We start from the raw sequence: 17,235 nt of genomic DNA, 5'->3' as shown, positions 1-17,235 counted from the left end.
GCGAACCTTCACATTGTAGTCGATCACGCGTTTTACAGGCACTAGCACCTTCATCCTGTCACTCCTGCGATACGGGTTTCAGAAAGGCGGCCCTTTGGGGCCTGCCCGTTGTTAGAAAGATTTGCGCATCATCTCGCGCAACTCGCCGACGATGCCGCGACGGAAGGCCAGCACGCAGATCACGAAGATCACACCCAGCACCACCGGCACCCAAGCGCCCAGCGGCCCTGAAGCCAGATAGTTCTGCAAAGTGATGATCACACCGGCGCCGACTGCCGGGCCTACGATGGTGCCCAGCCCGCCCAGCAGGGTCATCAAAACCACCTCGCCGGACATGTGCCAATGAGCATCGGTCAGCGAGGCCAGTTGGAACACCACCGTTTTGGTCGCCCCCGCCAGCCCGGCCAGCGTGGCTGACAACACGAAGGCCAGCAGCTTGTAGCGGTCGACGTCATAGCCCAACGACGTGGCGCGGTCTTCGTTGTCGCGAATGGCCCCCAGAACCTGCCCGAAGGGCGAGTTCACGGTGCGGGCGACCAGGAAGTAACCAAGCGCGAAAACCACCAGGACGAAGTAGTACATGTTGATATTGTCTTGCAGATCGACCAGCCCCAATGCCGTGCCGCGGGGCACACCTTGCAGGCCGTTTTCACCGCCGGTGAAATCGGCACTTATGAACAGGAAATACACCATCTGCGCCATCGCTAGGGTAATCATCGCAAAGTAGATGCCCTGGCGGCGGATCGCCAGCAGACCAATGGCCAGCCCCAGAATGCAGGCCCCGCCTGCGCCTATCAGGATGCCCAGTTCGGTCGGCAGGTTCCAGACCTTGAGCGCATGGCCGGTGACATAGGCTGCGCCGCCAAAGAAAGCGGCATGGCCAAAGGACAACAGGCCGCCGTAACCGAGGATCAGGTTGAACGCACAGGCGAACAGGGCAAAGCACAGAAGCTTCATCAGAAATACGGGGTAGATCACGAAGGGCGCAACCAAGAGCAACACAATCGCGATGAGATATCCGAATTTGGAATTCATGACGTCAGCTCCTTTAAGCGGACTTGCCGAACAGGCCAGCCGGGCGCAACACCAGCACGATGGCCATGACAACAAAGATGACGGTTGAGGAGGCTTCGGGCCAAAAGACCTTGGTCAGGCCTTCGATGACCCCCATCGCAAGACCGGTCACAACGGCCCCCATGATCGAGCCCATGCCGCCGATCACGACCACCGCAAACACAACGATGATCAGGTTTGATCCCATCAACGGGTTCACCTGTGTGATCGGGGCGGCCAGCACTCCGGCAAAGGCCGCCAATGCCACACCATAGCCATAGGCCAAGGTGGTCAGCAGCGGGACATTCACGCCAAAGGCTTGCAGAAGGGTGGGGTTCTCGGTTCCGGCGCGCAGATAAGCGCCGATCTTGGTGCGTTCGAACAAAAACCAGGTGGCAAAACAGACTGCCAGCGAAGCCACGACCACCCAGCCGCGATACCAAGGCAAGAACATAAAGCCCAGGTTGACGCCGCCTTGCAGCTGCGGTGGGGTCGGATAGGGCAAGCCGGACGAGCCAAACAGTTTGACGAACGCGCCCTCGATCACCAACGCCAATCCAAAGGTCAGCAACAGACCATAAAGGTGATCAACGCCCGCAAGCCGCCGCAGCATGAGCCGCTCCAGAACGATACCGAACGCACCGACGATCAGCGGGGCAATGATCAACGCGCCCCAATAGCCAATGCCGAGGTATTTGGTCACCGCCAGTGTTGCAAACGCCCCCAGCATGTACAGCGCCCCATGGGCGAAGTTTACGATGTTCAGAAGGCCAAAGATCACCGCAAGGCCCAGCGACAGAACCGCGTAAAAGGCGCCGTTTATGAGACCAAGCAATAGCTGGCCGAAGAGAACTTGGGGCGGGAAGCCCAACAGATCTGTCAACATGTCCCGAGTGTCCCAGTATGAAAGATTGAGAGGTCCGGCAGGCGCAGCCCGCCTGCCGGTGTGGTATGGTTACTTGGTCGGGCAGGTCGATTCCGACAGGGGGCCAAATGCCTCTTCGCCAGGAATGGTGCGCACGATCTTCAGCAGGTCCCATTCTCCGTCGGAATCCGAAGGTGCCTTCACTTCAGCAAGGTACATGTCGTGCACCATGCGCCCATCGCTGCGCAGAACCCCGTCCTTGGCGAACATGTCCTGAACCGGCAATTCGCGCATTTTGGCCAGAACCGTGTCTGTGTCGTCCGAGCCGGTGGCCTCGATGGCCTTCAGATAGTGGCGTACCGCCGAATAGGTGCCCGCCTGAATACCAGTGGGTTTCTTGCCGGTCTTTTCCTCGAACTTAGCCGACCATGCACGGGTTTCGTCATCCATGTCCCAATAGAAGCTGACGGTCATTTGCAGACCTTGGGCGACTTCCTGACCGATGGATTTGACGTTGGTCAGGAAAACCAAGAGCCCCGCGATTTTTTGGCCCGCGGCAACAACGCCAAACTCATGCGCCGCCTTGATGGCATTCACCGTATCCCCGCCGGCGTTGGCCAGACCAATGATCTTGGCCCCCGAGGCCTGGGCCTGCAGCACGAAGGACGAGAAATCCGACGATGGGAACGGGTGCTTGGCAGCCCCCACAACTTTGCCACCCTCGGCTTCGACCACGTTCGACACGTCGCGCTGCAGCGCCTCGCCAAAGGCGTAGTCGGCGGTCAGGAAATACCAGCTATCGCCGCCTTCCTTAACGATCGCCGAGCCAGTGCCCACAGCCAGTGCGCGCGTATTATAGGTCCAGTGCAGCCCGGTCGGGATGCAGGCGTCATTGGTCAACGGCGACGAGGCCGCGCCAGACACCAGCGCGATTTTATTCTGCTGCTTGGCCACTTCGAAAACAGCCAGCGCGACCGAGGTGGTCACCAGTTCGGCAAAGGCATCCACCTGACCGGTATCGCCCCATTCGCGCGCCTTGTTGGCGGCGATATCGGCCTTGTTCTGGTGGTCTGCGGTGACGATTTCAATCGGGGCGCCCGCGACGGTTCCACCGAATTCGTCGATTGCCATCTGGGCGGCCACGACGGTGCCCTCTCCTGCAATATCCGAATAGACAGCCGACATGTCAGTCATCAGTCCGATTTTGACAACGCCATCGCTGATCTCGGCGGCGGCCGCCGAAGCCATCAGGGCAACGGCGGATGCGCTGCCCGCCAATGCTTTGAAAAGTTTCATGATTTCTCCTCCAAGAATGTCCGTTAGACGGTTAGGTATTCGTCAAAAACGTGCTGTTTTTCCTCCAGCTCGTCTTTGTGAATGACTGCGGCGATGTGGCCGTGATCCATGATGAAATGGCGATCCGCGAGGGGTGCGGCGAAGCGGAAGTTCTGCTCGACCAACACAATCGTGTAGCCGCGGGATTTCAGCTCGATCAGCACGTCGCCCAGCTTGTCATTGATCACCGGGGCCAGACCTTCAGTGATCTCATCAAGCAACAACACGTTGGCGCCCGTGCGCAAAATCCGCGCCATGGCCAGCATTTGCTGTTCGCCACCTGACAAGCAGGTGCCCTGGCTCTTGCGACGCTCGGCAAGGTTCGGGAACATTTCATAGATCTCTTCGACCGACATCCCACCCGGTGCCACGTTGGGCGGCAGCATCAGGTTTTCTTCGACATTCAGACTGGCAAAGATGCCGCGCTCTTCGGGGCAATAGCCCACGCCCAAATGCGCAATCGTATGTGGTGGGGATTTGATCGTTTCCTCACCTTTCAGGACAATCGAGCCGGTGCGATGCGGGATAAGCCCGACGATGGCGCGCAACGTCGTTGTCCGGCCCGACCCGTTGCGCCCCAGCAGGGTGACCAGCTCCCCCTGGTCCACAGTCAGATCGATGCCGTGCAGCGCGTGACTTTCGCCGTAAAACGCGTGCAGATCCTGGATGCGAAGCTCTTCGATGTGCTCGGAAACGTGCTGGCCGCCCAGCTCATGGTTTTCGATCGTATTCATGCCGCTTTCCCCATGTAGGCCTCTTTGACACGCGGATCAGCCGAGACCTCCTTATAGGTGCCCTCGGTCAGGACTGCGCCACGCTGCAAAACGGTGATCGTGTCGCAGAGGCGCGAAACGACGCCCAGGTTGTGCTCAACCATCAAGATGGTGCGGTTGGCAGACACCTTTCGGATCAGGTCGGTCACCAGTTCGACATCCTCGCGCCCCATGCCCTGCGTGGGCTCGTCCAGCAGCATCAGTTCTGGTTCCATCGCGAGCGTCGTCGCGATTTCAAGCGCACGCTTGCGGCCATAAGACATGTCCGCCACCTGACTGTCAGAGAAACGCTGCAATCCGACCATGGTCAGAAGCTCGTCCGCGCGCTCATTGAGCGCGTTCAAAGTTTTGACCGAGCGCCAGAAGTGGAAAGAGGTGCCAAGCTTTCGTTGCAGCGCGACGCGGACGTTTTCGCGCGCGGTCATGTGCGGAAAGACGGCCGATATCTGGAATGATCGGATCACACCCATTCGGGCAATCTCGGCCGACTTGGCCGTTGTGATGTCCTGACCATTGAACCGGATTAGTCCACGGGTTGGCGTCAGAAACTTGGTCAACAGGTTGAACACGGTGGTTTTCCCCGCTCCGTTCGGCCCAATCAGCGCATGGATCTGATGGCGGCGCACACGCAGGTCAACACTGTCAACGGCGGTAAAGCCTTTGAATTCTTTGGTAAGTTCTTCTGTTTCCAGAATGTATGGTTCGGTCGTGTTCATGGTTTTCACCCAGAAAATGGTGGGGAGGCGCAGGGGGAGATCCTGGCCTCCCCAGTTTTGGGAGGAGGACGGAGCAGTTGATCGGCTATAGGGCGCGCGCCCTGTCACGCAGGACGAACTTTTGCACCTTGCCGGTTGAGGTCTTGGGCAGATCACCAAAGATCACCGTTTTGGGTGCTTTAAAGTGCGCCATACCCTGTCGACAGAACCCGATTATGTCGTCTGCGGAGATGTCAGACTCGGGTTTGAGGGCGACGAAAGCACAGGGCGTCTCGCCCCATTTCTCGTCAGGGCGCGCCACCACGGCGGCCTCCATCACGGCGGGGTGCTTATAGAGCACGTCTTCGATCTCGACCGAACTTATGTTCTCACCACCGGAAATAATGATGTCTTTGGAGCGATCCTTGAGTTCGACATATCCGTCAGGATGCATCACCCCCAGATCGCCCGAAGCAAACCAGCCGCCTTTGAATGACTTCTCAGTGGCAGACGGGTTCTTCAGATAGCCCTTCATCACGTTGTTCCCGCGCATGAAGATCTCGCCCATGGTCTCGCCATCCTGCGGGCATGGTTCAAGCGTATTCGGGTCGGCGACCATCAGTCCCGCAAGGGCCAGGTTTTTAACGCCCTGTCGGGCTTTCAGCTTGGCCTTTTCATCGTTCGATTTAACATCCCACGCATCTTTCCACGCGCAGACAACCGAAGGACCGTAGGTTTCGGTCAGCCCGTAAACGTGGGTGACATCAATTCCCATGGCTTCCATGTTGGCGATCACGGCAGCAGGCGGGCTTGCACCTGCGGTCATCACCTTGACCTCATGGCTGAAATCCTTGAGCGCATCGGGCGCATTGGCCAGCATGTTCAGGACGATCGGAGCTCCGCAGAAATGGGTCACCTTTTCGTCACGGATCAGTTGATAGATCGGCTCGGCCCGCACCGCGCGCAGGCAAACACAAACGCCAGCATTGGCAGCAATGGTCCAAGGGAAACACCAGCCATTGCAATGGAACATGGGCAGGGTCCATAGGTAGCGCGAGTGGTGCCCCATGCCCCAGGTCACAATGTTGGACAGGGCATTCAGGGCTGCGCCACGATGGTGATAGACGACGCCCTTTGGGTCGCCGGTGGTGCCCGAAGTGTAGTTTAGGCTGATTGCGTCCCATTCGTTTTCGGGAAGAATAGGCGAAAACGCGTCACTGCCTTCGGCCAGCAGCTCCTCATAGGTGATGTCACCGATCCGGCTCCCCCCCTCAAAGCTCGGGTCTTCGATATCGACGACCAGAAGATCATCGCGGCCTGTCATCTTGATGGCGCGGGCCGCAACTTCAGAGAACTCCGGATCAACAATCACGACCTTTGCTTCTGCGTGATTGAAAATGAAGGAAATCGCTTCTGCATCCAGACGGGTGTTCACCGTGTTCAGCACCCCGCCGCACATCGGGACGCCAAAGTGCGCCTCGAACATTTCCGGGATGTTGGCAGCGAGGATAGAGACAGTATCACCCTTGCCAATTCCGCGAGTTGCCAGACCTTGCCCCAAGCGCTTCATGCGGGCGTAGGTTTCAGCCCATGTGCGCCGAATGTCATTGTAGACCACGGCCAGATATTCCGGATAGGTCGACGCGGTGCGCTCGACGAAACTCAACGGTGTGAGTACTTCGTAATTTGCTGGGGTCGCGTCCAGACCCGCACTGAAGATACCAGTGTGCGACATGTAGTTCCTCCTCCAGACGCCACCGAGATCTCAGCAGCGACGGCCCTAACTACACATCTGGATTTTGCAGAATTTTGCGCGAATGGTACGCAATTGTGACAGCTGTTTTGCGTGAAGGGCTGACGTGCGTGATGTTTTGAACTCTCGCTTTTTTCAACGAATTCACAGCTTCAAAGATTCTTAGCCTTTGCGAACAGGTAATTGTCCTCCACCAGATCGAGCCTCGTGATATCCGGAATAGTATGTGCCCGGGCCGCCTAAAAACTGAGCCATCACGTCGTGCGCATGCGAACGGCACATCTCTCGCCGCTCGTGCTCCGCGAAGCAACTGCTCATGTGTTCGCTAAGCGGACCTGCGCTAGTGTGGACATCGTCGGTTTCAGTGCCTCGAGGAAGTCGGCCAATGTTCTATCCGTCAGTCAGGTTCGCAATCGCCGCGAAAGCCTGCCTCCCGCTCTTTTCCAAAACAGTGAAGAGCCCAGACAGCAGAATGTCTTACAGTTGATCGCAGAGGCGATGCTTCGCCAATACCTTCGCAGTCCAATCAAACCTGCGTAGCTAAACTAGCAGATTTTGGAACCTACAACGCTTCAAAAACAAGCTCAGGTATCACGACCTCCCAGGCGTCGCGTCTCAGCGTATAGTGATAGGCTTCGTCAGCATCTTCTTTACGCCAGCACAGGATGGCCGCGATTTCACCACGTATGAATCGCGTATTCGGGGGCGGCGCGAAACTCACCGACATCCGGCCCAGACTGCGGCCACCTGAATCCTGTAGGTGCCATCGATCCTGTTCGCGTACCAAGGTTATCGGGTCACCGATACGTGCTGCGGAGATGGCTTGGTGAACGGCATGGCGTTGCCCCTGACGGCCTGCGAAGGACAAGTCGACAAATCGGGCCTCGGCTGACTGGAAATACCTGCGCGGCCCGGGGAAGGATGCCAGATCCGGCGTCACGTGACGCTTTATGACAGCAGGGGATTGGGTTGGCAGGTATTCGTGGTTGTCGTTGCTCATCACGATCAGATTTCGCCGCGCCCGCGTCATAGCCACGTAGAACAGCCGTCGGGGCGCGTCCTGATCTTCGTTGCGAGAGGGGCGTTCCCAGCCGCCATCAAGGATCACGACATCATCAAACTCCAGCCCCTTGGCACGGTGGGCCGTCAGGAGCTTCAGGCCGCGCTGTTCACCCCAGGCGTCACGTGCCCATTCGGCGAACCACTCGACAACGTCGGCAGCCGGAAGGCTGCGCCCGTCGATTTCCCTGGCAAGCAGACCTAGACCTTCACCGATGCGGTCTGTCCAGCGGGACGACGGGATCGTGTTCAGTATCTCAGCCAGATCAGCCAGCGATACGACACGGGCCTGGTCTGCGCGCAGAGCATCAATGAACATCTGCATTTCCCGCATTCGCCAGAGCCCCGGGAGCCGTTCGCTGGCAACCTCCACCGGGATACCGAGGGCTTCCGCGAAGTCTCGAACCGGCGCCAGCTTTCGCCAGTCACGAGAGATAATTGCCGCACGGGACCAGGACCAGTCGGGGATCAGGCGAGACAAACGCACGAGTTCATCAAGGGCAGCCATTGCCTGGGCATCATTGCCTGACGGGCAGCCGAGAATCTGGACCCGACCCTGTGCCACCGGATCGATCGACGTGAGTTTACCGCCCGGGGGCTCCTTACGACGCGCCCGATCGACGGTAATGTCATGCCCTACCTTCATTCTTTCAGCCGCATGTTCAATGACTGCGTTCGCGGCTGTGATGATATTTCCTGCTGATCGGTAGTTCTCGGTCAGGAATACGGGCTTTGCGGAATAATCCGCTTCGAACTGTCGGATGTGCCGGATGGATGCGCCTGAAAAAGAATAGATGTTCTGATCATCGTCCCCCACCGCGAACAAGCTGATGCGCAGATCGGGATCATCCAGGCTCCGGCCGGCCACTGCGGAAATCAGGGCATATTCCTCGGGTCCGACATCCTGATATTCATCGACAAGAAGCCAGCGATACCCCTGAATCAGGGTGGCTCTCAGCGCTTCGGCTGCGTGTTTGTCCAGGCCATCTCCCCGCAGCAGACGCACCGCATCCATGAGCAGGCTGTCAAAGTCCTGCTTCTCCGCCGCGGCACCCCCGGCAAAACTGGCGCCCACTAAGCGCATCGCGAGGGCATGGATCGTCGAAACCGTGACAAATCGGGCTTCGTCGCCGATGAGACGACGCAGGCGTTCGCGAATTTCTGCGGCGGCGTGACGATTATAGGCGAGCACCAGAATGCCGTTCGGATCTTCGCGCCTGATCTTCACCAGATAGGCGATCCGGTGCACCAGAACGCGGGTCTTGCCCGAACCGGGCCCGGCAAGCACAAGCACATTGGTCTGCTCGCGGTCATCACGAACGATCTGTTCTTGCGTATGGTTTCCAAGCACATCGACAATGTCTGACCAGGCCTGCCCCGTTGCCTGCCTGCGAAACTCGGTGCCGCGCCCCGGCATCCAGCGGCGCATGAACGCATCGCGTTCCAGTACGAAATAGTCAGCGGAAAGCCGTTCGGCCTCGTCCATGCTTTCCAGCCCTTTTTCAGCATAGGCCGCCATGACATGGGTTTGAATCGTCTGTTCGGTGTAATGCTCTTCGAGCGGGGTGAAATTCCGGACCGTGAAGTTCCCGCCCTTGGGATCGAGATGAAGCGTAATGGCAGGGCGGAAAACCGACAGGCCCTTCCCAAGCGTGACAACCTGCTGCTCGTGGAGCCATAGAAGCGCCCGGTCCATCAGCTTGTTTGGATCATTCACGGAACTGCGCAGGATGGCGTCGCCGTTTATCGCGGCCAGCAGACGGCCCAGGGTCGTCTCGACGGAAATGTCCTTTCCCCGAACACCTTTGGGCACCAGATCAACAAGATGTGCCAGGAGTCGTTCGGCCCCCAGTCTGCGCAGGTTTGCGGTCTGTTCGACAATCGGCCATGAACGTTGCAGGCGAACGAAAAGGCTGCCACGCGACGCTTTGCGCAGATGCAGATTGCCCCGCCCACCTTCCATGTCACGCCCATCCTGCGCCATGCCGCGAAGTAGCCCCTCGACGATATCCGGACGCACTGAAGTATGGCCAACCTCCCGCAGCATCTGGCAGGTCGCGGCAAGGTTGAAGGGCGTAGGTTCGCCGTTATCCGCGTCCGGAGCAACTTCGCGCAACTGCGCAATCAGGTCTGTTTCAAGCCGCGCCGCACTTTCAAATCGTGCCTTAGACGCGTTCTCAACGCCGACATGGACAAAGATCGTGATGTTTGTGTCATCGCTGGCTATGCCCAAAGCTTCCAGATCCGTCAGCGCCTTGCGCAGGGCCGGCCCGCTCAACCCGCTCGCGCCGCTCAGTACATCTGTCGAGATACCTTCTTCGGCGGGCGCATGGATAATGTGCCGGACGACGCTCAGAAGCTGGCGTCTCCTGGCGCCCGAAATCTCGACCCGTTCAAGGATCTTCTTCACCTGATCGACATCGCGAACAAGAAGAGATGCGGGAAATACCTGCACCCGGTTTTCTTCGCGCTGCAGGAGTTTTGCCTCTTCAAGCCAGGCGACGGCTGTCTTTACGCGTGTGTCATCCGTGGCACTGTCGCGTTCAAACTCGTGGTCTTTCTCCTCCTTTACTATCTCGCCCGGGGTGGCCACGACCTCGCCATTCTTTCGTGTCCGGTTGTCCAGCCGCCGGAGAGCCTTCAATATCGCGCCGATTTCGTGCCGCGCCAGTCGTGATCGGGCACTCAGGCTGAACTGGCGGTCCACATCTTCGGTGTTGAACAGCAGAACACATTGCGCAGGGTTTCGGTCGCGCCCGGCCCGCCCTGCTTCCTGCAGGTAGTTTTCCAGAGAACCCGGCACATCACCATGAACAACAAGGCGAATGTCGGGTTTGTCGATCCCCATGCCAAATGCGTTCGTCGCGGCAATAACCCGAAGGTCCCCCACCCGGAAGGCCTCCTGGATCTCGCGCTTTTCATCTGCGCTGAGACCCGCATGATACCGTTCGGCCGCAAGGCCTTGTAGCTTCAAGAACTCTGCAACCCGTTCGGTCGCACTGCGCGTGGCACAATAGACCACAGCCCCGGACACGCCGGTTTCGGGCAGGTCCGCCTCCAGCGCATCGAGGATGTCGGCCAGTTTGGTTGCGCGCTGAGTTGGACGCACTTTGAAGCGCAGGTTTGTGCGCGATGCTCCGCCATCCAACAAGGTCAGATCGAGGCCGAGACGTTCCTTGAAATGACTGCGAATGTCCTGAACGACATCCGGCTTGGCGGTCGCCGTCAGGCAAAGAACCGGGGCGGCCTCGTCGCCAGAGGTCTCTTTGATGAAACGACCGACATAACGATAGTCGGGACGGAAATCGTGCCCCCATTTCGAGACGCAATGGGCCTCGTCCAGAACCCACAAACCAACCTCGCGTTGAGCAAGCACGGACCTGACCGAGGTGCTGCGTAACTGTTCCGGGGAAATCAGCAGGATCGCGGCATCACCCAGCCGAACCTTGTCCAGTGCGTCATGACGCTCGGGCAGCGACAAAAGGCCGTTGATAGTGACAGCCGAAGAAATACCGGCCCGCACCAGTCCCTGCACCTGATCTGCCATCAACGCCACAAGGGGTGAGATAACGACCGTCAGCGCCCCGGTTTTGTCAAACCTGGAAAGCGCAGGGATTTGATAACAGATGGATTTACCTGTGCCCGTGGGAAGAATGCCCAGCAGACTCTCCCCCTCCATCGCGCTTTCGACGATCCTTTCCTGAAGCGGGCGACCGAACGCGTCGATAGGTTCGGGACGAAAGCTCTTAAAACCAAACCAGCGATTCAGCGCCTTCTTCGGGTCGTTGTGTGTGCGGCAATAGCTGCACCCGTCATCCCCGCAGTTGGTGTCACGCAGGTCCCGCACGATGCGCGCAGCGTCCCTGAACTGCGCACGAACCCATGGCGGCATAACCGAATCCCCACCCGCCACAGATATCCAGGACAAGGCGTAAGCCGTAGGCCAGCTGATACTTGTATCATTCAGGCGCTCAAGGAGGGTCTCAACCATCGCGAAACAGGATGCTGTTTTGAGCAAACGGCGAATAGCGCCATGGGCCTCATCCTTGTCGGGCTTTGATGCATCCCGGATCAGCGAGAAAAGCCGGTCGAAACCACCGCTCTGCGGATCCCGGCAACAAAGATAGTGGTAGGCCGTCAGAGCATCCGGCGACTGCTGATTCAGGGTCGAAAACGCATTGATCTGATTTTCCAGAACCTCAAACACAAGGCGGGCGTCAAATTCCGGATCATTCACATGCCCGGTCTGAAGACGCCCATCCTGATAGTGTTTCACCAGGTGGTGGTAAGGGTTTCGCGGAAACGCCAGGGGGTTGAGCCATAGCGTGTCGATGGGGGCACGTGCCAGATCAACAAACTTCGGCGATGCGGCGGCCAGATGGGGCAGATCATGGCGCAGGATATTGTGGCCGATGACATGGTCGAACCCCTGGCAGAACGCTCCGAGTTTCGGCAGATTGGCCTCAACTGTGCCCTTCACAACCAGGCCCGGTGCCGTCGGATCACACTTCACTGCGGCAAAGGCAAAAATCCGTGCCTTTTCCGGATCAACCTCAAGATCGATAGAAACACAGCGCCCCAGCATGTCCGACGCTCTTATATCTGCGACCGTACTCATGCCAGGTTTCTAACTGCCTCTCTGCAAGCCTCTGAGGGTCTTATCTTTTTCGGGATCACTATGGCTTATCGCAACACACGTCGTCCAGAGGTCACATCGGTCTTCCTCACCCCAGAGAACTCGCGGCTACGACAGAACTGCCTGCGAACATCTGTACCAATGCGGAGGTTAGTCACCATATTCTCCGCATATCTTGCGGAGAATGCATTCGCTCAAGCCCGGTTCCGGGACAAATAAACTGGCCGATCAATGGGCTCTTTGAAGAAGAACGGGGTTGGTGGGCGAAGTACCAGCAAATCGCCGATTGCGGGCCGACCTATCTACAGCGCCAAAACAGGCCTCCAGGGGGAGTCGAACCACACTTAACATAATGGCGCTTTCGCGCTTACTGCCTGTTTGTCTCACGAACAGCCATACAAACCGAGAATCGCAATATTGCTCACACTATTATCAGAAAATCCTGCGGCGACATAAGTTCAAGGTGTCTATGTCCGGTAAAGGCAACTGCTATGATAGTGCAGCAGTTGAGACGTTCTTTAAAACCATCAAGGCAGAACTGAAATGGCGGCATCACTGGCAAACACGACGCGCGGCTGAGTTGGCGATCTTCAACTACATAAACGGCTTTTACAATCCATGCCGAAAATACTCAGCGCTCGGTTGGAACAGTCGCTTGGCCGTCGACACAAAGGCTGCATAAGTTAGCAATCGAAGCGGTACAAACGCGTGACAGCTCCAGATTAATCAATGATCGCTGGTTCAACTTCAGTATAGCGAGAAATTTCGTGATATTCACTTTTCCGCCTTCGACGGTGCGTCGGCACAACCAACCGGAGCGTTGCAAATGAGTTCCACTAAACCCACCGTTTGGGTCAGCCGCATCATGATGGATTCGACGTTGATCAAGCCATTTGCAGCAGACATCGTTGAGACCGACAAAGACAACGCTATTGAGGCACTCCGACTGAACCAGCTTGGGTTTCCGTTACCGTCTGATCGCTTCCCAAAGGAACAATACTTCACGCAACGCAGTAAAAAGGCAGCAAAGCAACCCGACATTTTCAGTGCGGGTGGCTTTTGGTGTGTTTCTGCGGCTGTTGCAGACGTCATGAGGCAGTTCGATCTAGGGGAAGGCGGCCTTTACCCGACCAAGTTGTTTCAGTTTGATCGTGAAACACCGGTAGAGGGCACGTATTTTTGCCTGAACTTTGGGGTGCGGCAGCAGCATTTTATTCCTGACCAGTCTCCGGGAGCGACAGTGCCATTCAAGGCGCCGCCAAACTCCTGGAAGCCGCAGTTTGTGGTGAATGACTACGATATTGCGGTCCGTGCGGAAGCCTTGGATGGACCAGATATGTGGATTGACCCGTATCTTTGGAATGCGGTCTTCATGAGTGACCCGCTGGTTCAAGCCTTGAAAGCCGCCAAGCTGACGCGGCGCTTCAATCTGCGTAAATGTCTTATCGTCTAACGCAAGTAGCGATTTATTTGAAACCAGCCTTTTTAACTTAGCGATTTCGGAGACGTAGATGTCAAGCTGGCGCGCGCCCCTCGGGTGGTCCAGTTTAGTTGGTAATGCATCGTGGGCCTTCGATCCATCGGCACGATGCTTTCTGGCGCGGGTGGACGGTAGCCCAATGCACTGTGCGGCCCGACAGAGTTATAGTGAACCCGCCATTGTTCGATCAGGATTTGGGCCTCGCGCAAACTGTAAAAGAGCTCACCGTTTCGTAATTCGTCGCGGACCCGAGAGTTGAAGCTTTCGCAATACCCGTTTTCCCAAGGTGATCTCAGCGGACACAGATTTCCGTGAAGCTGCTTAGAATTCCCAGAAATCCCGAGCGCCTGACGATTTCGGGCGTGATTGCCGGGCATCATCATCGGCGCGTCGCCGCAAAGGCGGCTGACCGAATAAGGCGACAAACAGGCCGGTAGCGGCGCGATCAGGTGGGTGCGTTCAGGCAAATGTTTGAAACTCGACATCCATTGGGATGCAGGACGCTCTCGTCGAACAATCGCGCATGTGAACATGCGCAGCCACAGACCGCTGCAACGGTCGCACTCATGAAGGAAAAAGGGAACCTGCATCGCGCCAGCGGAGCGGGCTAGGGAGGAAAAATTGAACACCTTTACATCACAAGCGTGGGGTCGCCATGCTTGAACCACTTCTTGTTGTCATCTTACTGCTATTGATGATCTTTTCAGGCGCGCCAATCTTTCTGGCACTGGGCGCAAGCGGCTTGCTGGGCTTCTTTATGGAGCGTGGCTCTTTGGGCTTCTTTTTTGCCGGATCGTCGTTTTTCGGACAGCTCAACAGCTTTGAACTGATCGCGTTGCCGTTGTTCATCTTGATGGGGAATTTCCTGACGGCAACGCCGGTGGGGACAAGCCTCTATCATGCGGCCTCTGTCTGGTTGCGCTGGCTGCGCGGCGGTCTGGCGATTTCAACCGTTGGGGCGGGCACCGTGTTTGGTGCTGTCTCGGGCGTGTCGGTTGCCGGCGTGGCGGCGGTGGGATCCATTGCGGTGCCCGAAATGCTGAATCGGGGTTACAGCCGTGGGATCGCCGCGGGGTCGGTGGCGTCAGCAGGCGCGCTGGCCATGCTGATCCCGCCCAGCGTGCCATTCATCATTTATGGCGCGGTATCAGGTGTTTCGGTGGGCGATCTGTTCATCGGGGGTATCGTACCGGGCTTGGCGCTGGCGGCGGCATTGTCGGCTTACATCTGGCTACGCTGCACCTTGAATCCGTCCGAGGCCCCCAGCGACAAGGGCGAAGGCACCAGCTGGACCGAGAAATTCAAGGCGCTGGGCAATGTATGGCATGCGCTGCTTCTGGTCGCGATGGTTCTGGGCAGCATCTATTCAGGGTTCGCAACACCCAGCGAAGCGGCCGGGTTTGGTGCTTTTGGGGCGTTCCTGATCGCCGCCGTCGTCTTTCGCTCGCTGGATTGGAAAAAGACCCTAAAGATCCTGTCAGATAGCGTCCGCGTGTCGGGCACCATCTTGTTGATCATCGGCTGTGCACGGATCTTTGGGGATTATCTGAACCTGATGCGCGTGCCGCAAACTCTGTCGGATGCGCTTGTGGGGATGAACCTGCCGGGCTGGAGCATTCTGGTAGTTATCATGATCGGGCTGGTACTGCTGGGCATGCTGGTGGACGCCGTGTCGCTAATCGTGGTGACCACCCCGATCCTACTGCCGCTGATCACCGCGCTGGGCTATGACCCGCTATGGTTTGGCATCGTACTGGTGATGAACCTAGAGATCGCCGTCGTCACCCCCCCCGTCGGGCTGAACCTTTACGCCCTGCGCGGGGTCGCCCCCATGCTGCAAGTCGATGAAATCATCAAAGCGGTTATCCCGTTTGTCGCGGTCCAATTCGCGATGCTGATGCTCTTTGTCTTATTCCCCGGACTTAGCCTTTGGCTGCCGGGATTGTTCTAAAAACATTGCCAACTGAGGAGGAAAAGCAATGACACTAACACGCAGAAAATTCCTGCAACGATCGGGAAGCGCCGCGGGTACCGCACTCATGGCAGGGGGGATCCCGACCATGGCGCTGGCCAAGAACAAGCTGACAGGCGTGTTCTATATTCCCCAGTCCTACAAGGCGCTGTCGGCCGGCGCGAATGGGTATATCGAGCAACTGTCGGCGCTCAGCGGTGACGCCTTCGCTGTCGACTACTATGACTCAGGCACGTTGTTGAAGGCAGACGAACAGCTGTCGGCGCTGCGTGCAGGGTCGATCGACTTTATGTTCCACACCTCCAGCTACATCACCCGTTCGGTCAAAATTCTTGGGATCACGGGCCTGCCGGGGATTGTGGACGCGCTGTATGCCAATCCCGGGCGTATCGCCCGCGGTTCCGCCCTGTTCGATCTGGTCAATGAGGAACTGGCCAAAGAGAACCTCTATATGCTGTCGATGATGGGCAACATCCTTGAGCCTGAATTCATCTGGTCCACCGCCGACAAACCCGTGCGTTCGGTTGCCGATATTGCGGGCAAAAAGGTGCGTGTGGTCAGCTTTGAGGCCACTCAGGTGATCGAAAACTTCGGCGGCGCTGCTGTGCGCATTCCATCGTCCGAGCTTTATCTGGCCTTGCAGCGCGGCACCGTTGACGCGGCAGTCGCCAATATCTCGACCATCGTCGGGCGCAGCCTGCAAGAGCAGGTTGGCCATGTCTACCAACTGCCGCTGACGGCATATGGTATTGGTCTGTTCGTCGATCTGCGCCGTTGGGAAAAGATGCCGCAAGACGTGCGCGCGGGGATGGAAGCCGCCGCAGACTGGCTGGATGAAAACGGGGCCGCACAAGCCAACTACGGGATCTACAAAAACGATCTGTGGCCGATGGTGGACGCCGCCGGGGTTGAAAAAACCCAGCCCAACGCGGCTGATCTGGAGGCGTTATCCAACGAGTCCCAAGCGGTGATTGCTGACTGGAAAAAGGATGTCGGCGAGGACATCGGCACCCGAGCGGTCAACCTGGCCATGGGTCTCGAGACCTGAGGAGAAAGGGCTGCAATGACGTATTTCTCCTATATCACACGGTTCTCCAGCGTACTGGGGCAGGCGATCTTGGCCTTCATGGTGTTAACGATCTGCTATGACGCCGCGATGCGCTACATCTTTGCGGCCCCGACATCTTGGAGCCACGAGGTCAACACTTTCCTCATCGTCTATGTCGCGCTGCTGACCGCAGCTGATGTGCAGCGTACCGATGACCATATCCGGATCACCTTCTTCACGGACCGGTTTTCGGGCGCAGCGAAAACCATCGCCGCCACGCTAATCGCGGTGATCGGAGTGGTGTTTTGCGGTGTAATGGCGTGGCGCGGGGCAATCACTGCGTCCCAGGCTCTTGAGTATGGAGAGCGGGTTTCGTCCAGCCTGGGCACGCCGCTCTTTATACCTTACGCCCTGCTACCGATTGGATTTGGCCTGCTGGCGATCCAGTTCGCCGCAGGGGTTCTGAGCCCAACTATGGCACATAACGACTCCTGAAAATCGACGCACAAACACAATGTGCTCTGCCTTAACTGGCAGAGCATATTCCTACCCAGAACGGGGGCTCC

Annotated in this window: 11 protein-coding genes and 2 pseudogenes; 5 read left to right on the top strand and 8 right to left on the bottom strand. The window is 57.7% G+C overall.

Features of this window, described 5'->3' with window-relative positions:
* Window positions 1–111: 111 nt before the first annotated feature.
* The 7 genes from ATO10_RS13200 to ATO10_RS13170 all read right to left on the bottom strand — a co-directional run bounded on the left by ATO10_RS13200 (window position 112) and on the right by ATO10_RS13170 (window position 12,151).
* Window positions 112–1,035: a branched-chain amino acid ABC transporter permease gene (locus ATO10_RS13200; protein ID WP_035252342.1), complete on the bottom strand. Its 924-nt coding sequence runs from the start codon at window positions 1,033–1,035 to the stop codon at window positions 112–114.
* 13 nt (window positions 1,036–1,048) lie between these two features.
* Complete coding sequence (locus ATO10_RS13195) at window positions 1,049–1,939, bottom strand: branched-chain amino acid ABC transporter permease (protein ID WP_202898665.1); 891 nt, start codon at window positions 1,937–1,939, stop codon at window positions 1,049–1,051.
* 69 nt (window positions 1,940–2,008) lie between these two features.
* A complete protein-coding gene (locus ATO10_RS13190; RefSeq protein WP_035252341.1) occupies window positions 2,009–3,214 on the bottom strand; it encodes an ABC transporter substrate-binding protein in 1,206 nt (401 codons plus the stop codon).
* Between the two features lie 23 nt (window positions 3,215–3,237).
* Window positions 3,238–3,987, bottom strand: coding sequence for an ABC transporter ATP-binding protein (locus ATO10_RS13185; protein ID WP_051598145.1), 750 nt, complete (start codon window positions 3,985–3,987; stop codon window positions 3,238–3,240).
* Window positions 3,984–4,742, bottom strand: a complete 759-nt coding sequence (locus ATO10_RS13180; RefSeq protein WP_035252351.1) for an ABC transporter ATP-binding protein — start codon at window positions 4,740–4,742, stop codon at window positions 3,984–3,986. The genes ATO10_RS13185 and ATO10_RS13180 overlap by 4 nt, the downstream gene beginning before the upstream one ends.
* Before the next feature lie 85 nt (window positions 4,743–4,827).
* Window positions 4,828–6,456, bottom strand: coding sequence for an acyl-CoA synthetase (locus ATO10_RS13175; RefSeq protein WP_035252339.1), 1,629 nt, complete (start codon window positions 6,454–6,456; stop codon window positions 4,828–4,830).
* A 580-nt stretch (window positions 6,457–7,036) separates the two neighbouring features.
* Window positions 7,037–12,151 carry a RecQ family ATP-dependent DNA helicase gene (locus ATO10_RS13170; protein WP_035252337.1) on the bottom strand — a complete coding sequence of 1,705 codons (5,115 nt, stop codon included), beginning with the start codon at window positions 12,149–12,151 and terminating at the stop codon, window positions 7,037–7,039.
* Between the two features lie 412 nt (window positions 12,152–12,563).
* Here ATO10_RS13170 and ATO10_RS16250 point away from each other — a divergent pair.
* Both ATO10_RS16250 and ATO10_RS13165 read left to right on the top strand, forming a co-directional pair.
* Window positions 12,564–12,851: pseudogene (locus tag ATO10_RS16250) on the top strand (IS3 family transposase); the annotation flags it as partial.
* A gap of 144 nt (window positions 12,852–12,995) precedes the next feature.
* Window positions 12,996–13,622: an imm11 family protein gene (locus ATO10_RS13165; protein ID WP_035252334.1), complete on the top strand. Its 627-nt coding sequence runs from the start codon at window positions 12,996–12,998 to the stop codon at window positions 13,620–13,622.
* Between the two features lie 32 nt (window positions 13,623–13,654).
* Here the strand turns inward: ATO10_RS13165 and ATO10_RS16635 are convergent.
* Window positions 13,655–13,939, bottom strand: a pseudogene (locus ATO10_RS16635) (integrase core domain-containing protein); the annotation flags it as partial.
* A 365-nt stretch (window positions 13,940–14,304) separates the two neighbouring features.
* On the opposite strand from ATO10_RS16635, the gene ATO10_RS13160 reads away from it, so the two are divergent.
* From ATO10_RS13160 to ATO10_RS13150, 3 genes are read left to right on the top strand one after another with little or no spacing between them, the layout of a single operon-like run.
* Entirely contained in the window at window positions 14,305–15,600 is a 1,296-nt protein-coding gene (locus tag ATO10_RS13160; protein ID WP_035252331.1) for a TRAP transporter large permease, read from the top strand.
* A 28-nt stretch (window positions 15,601–15,628) separates the two neighbouring features.
* Window positions 15,629–16,669 (top strand): TRAP transporter substrate-binding protein, encoded by a 1,041-nt coding sequence (locus ATO10_RS13155; RefSeq protein ID WP_035252328.1) that lies wholly within the window; start codon window positions 15,629–15,631, stop codon window positions 16,667–16,669.
* Window positions 16,670–16,684: 15 nt separating this feature from the next.
* Window positions 16,685–17,164: a TRAP transporter small permease subunit gene (locus ATO10_RS13150; protein WP_051598144.1), complete on the top strand. Its 480-nt coding sequence runs from the start codon at window positions 16,685–16,687 to the stop codon at window positions 17,162–17,164.
* Window positions 17,165–17,235: the final 71 nt, after the last annotated feature.

The organism is Actibacterium atlanticum (genome assembly GCF_000671395.1).
Classification (GTDB): domain Bacteria; phylum Pseudomonadota; class Alphaproteobacteria; order Rhodobacterales; family Rhodobacteraceae; genus Actibacterium_D; species Actibacterium_D atlanticum.
This window is presented reverse-complemented; position numbering and strand designations above follow the sequence as displayed.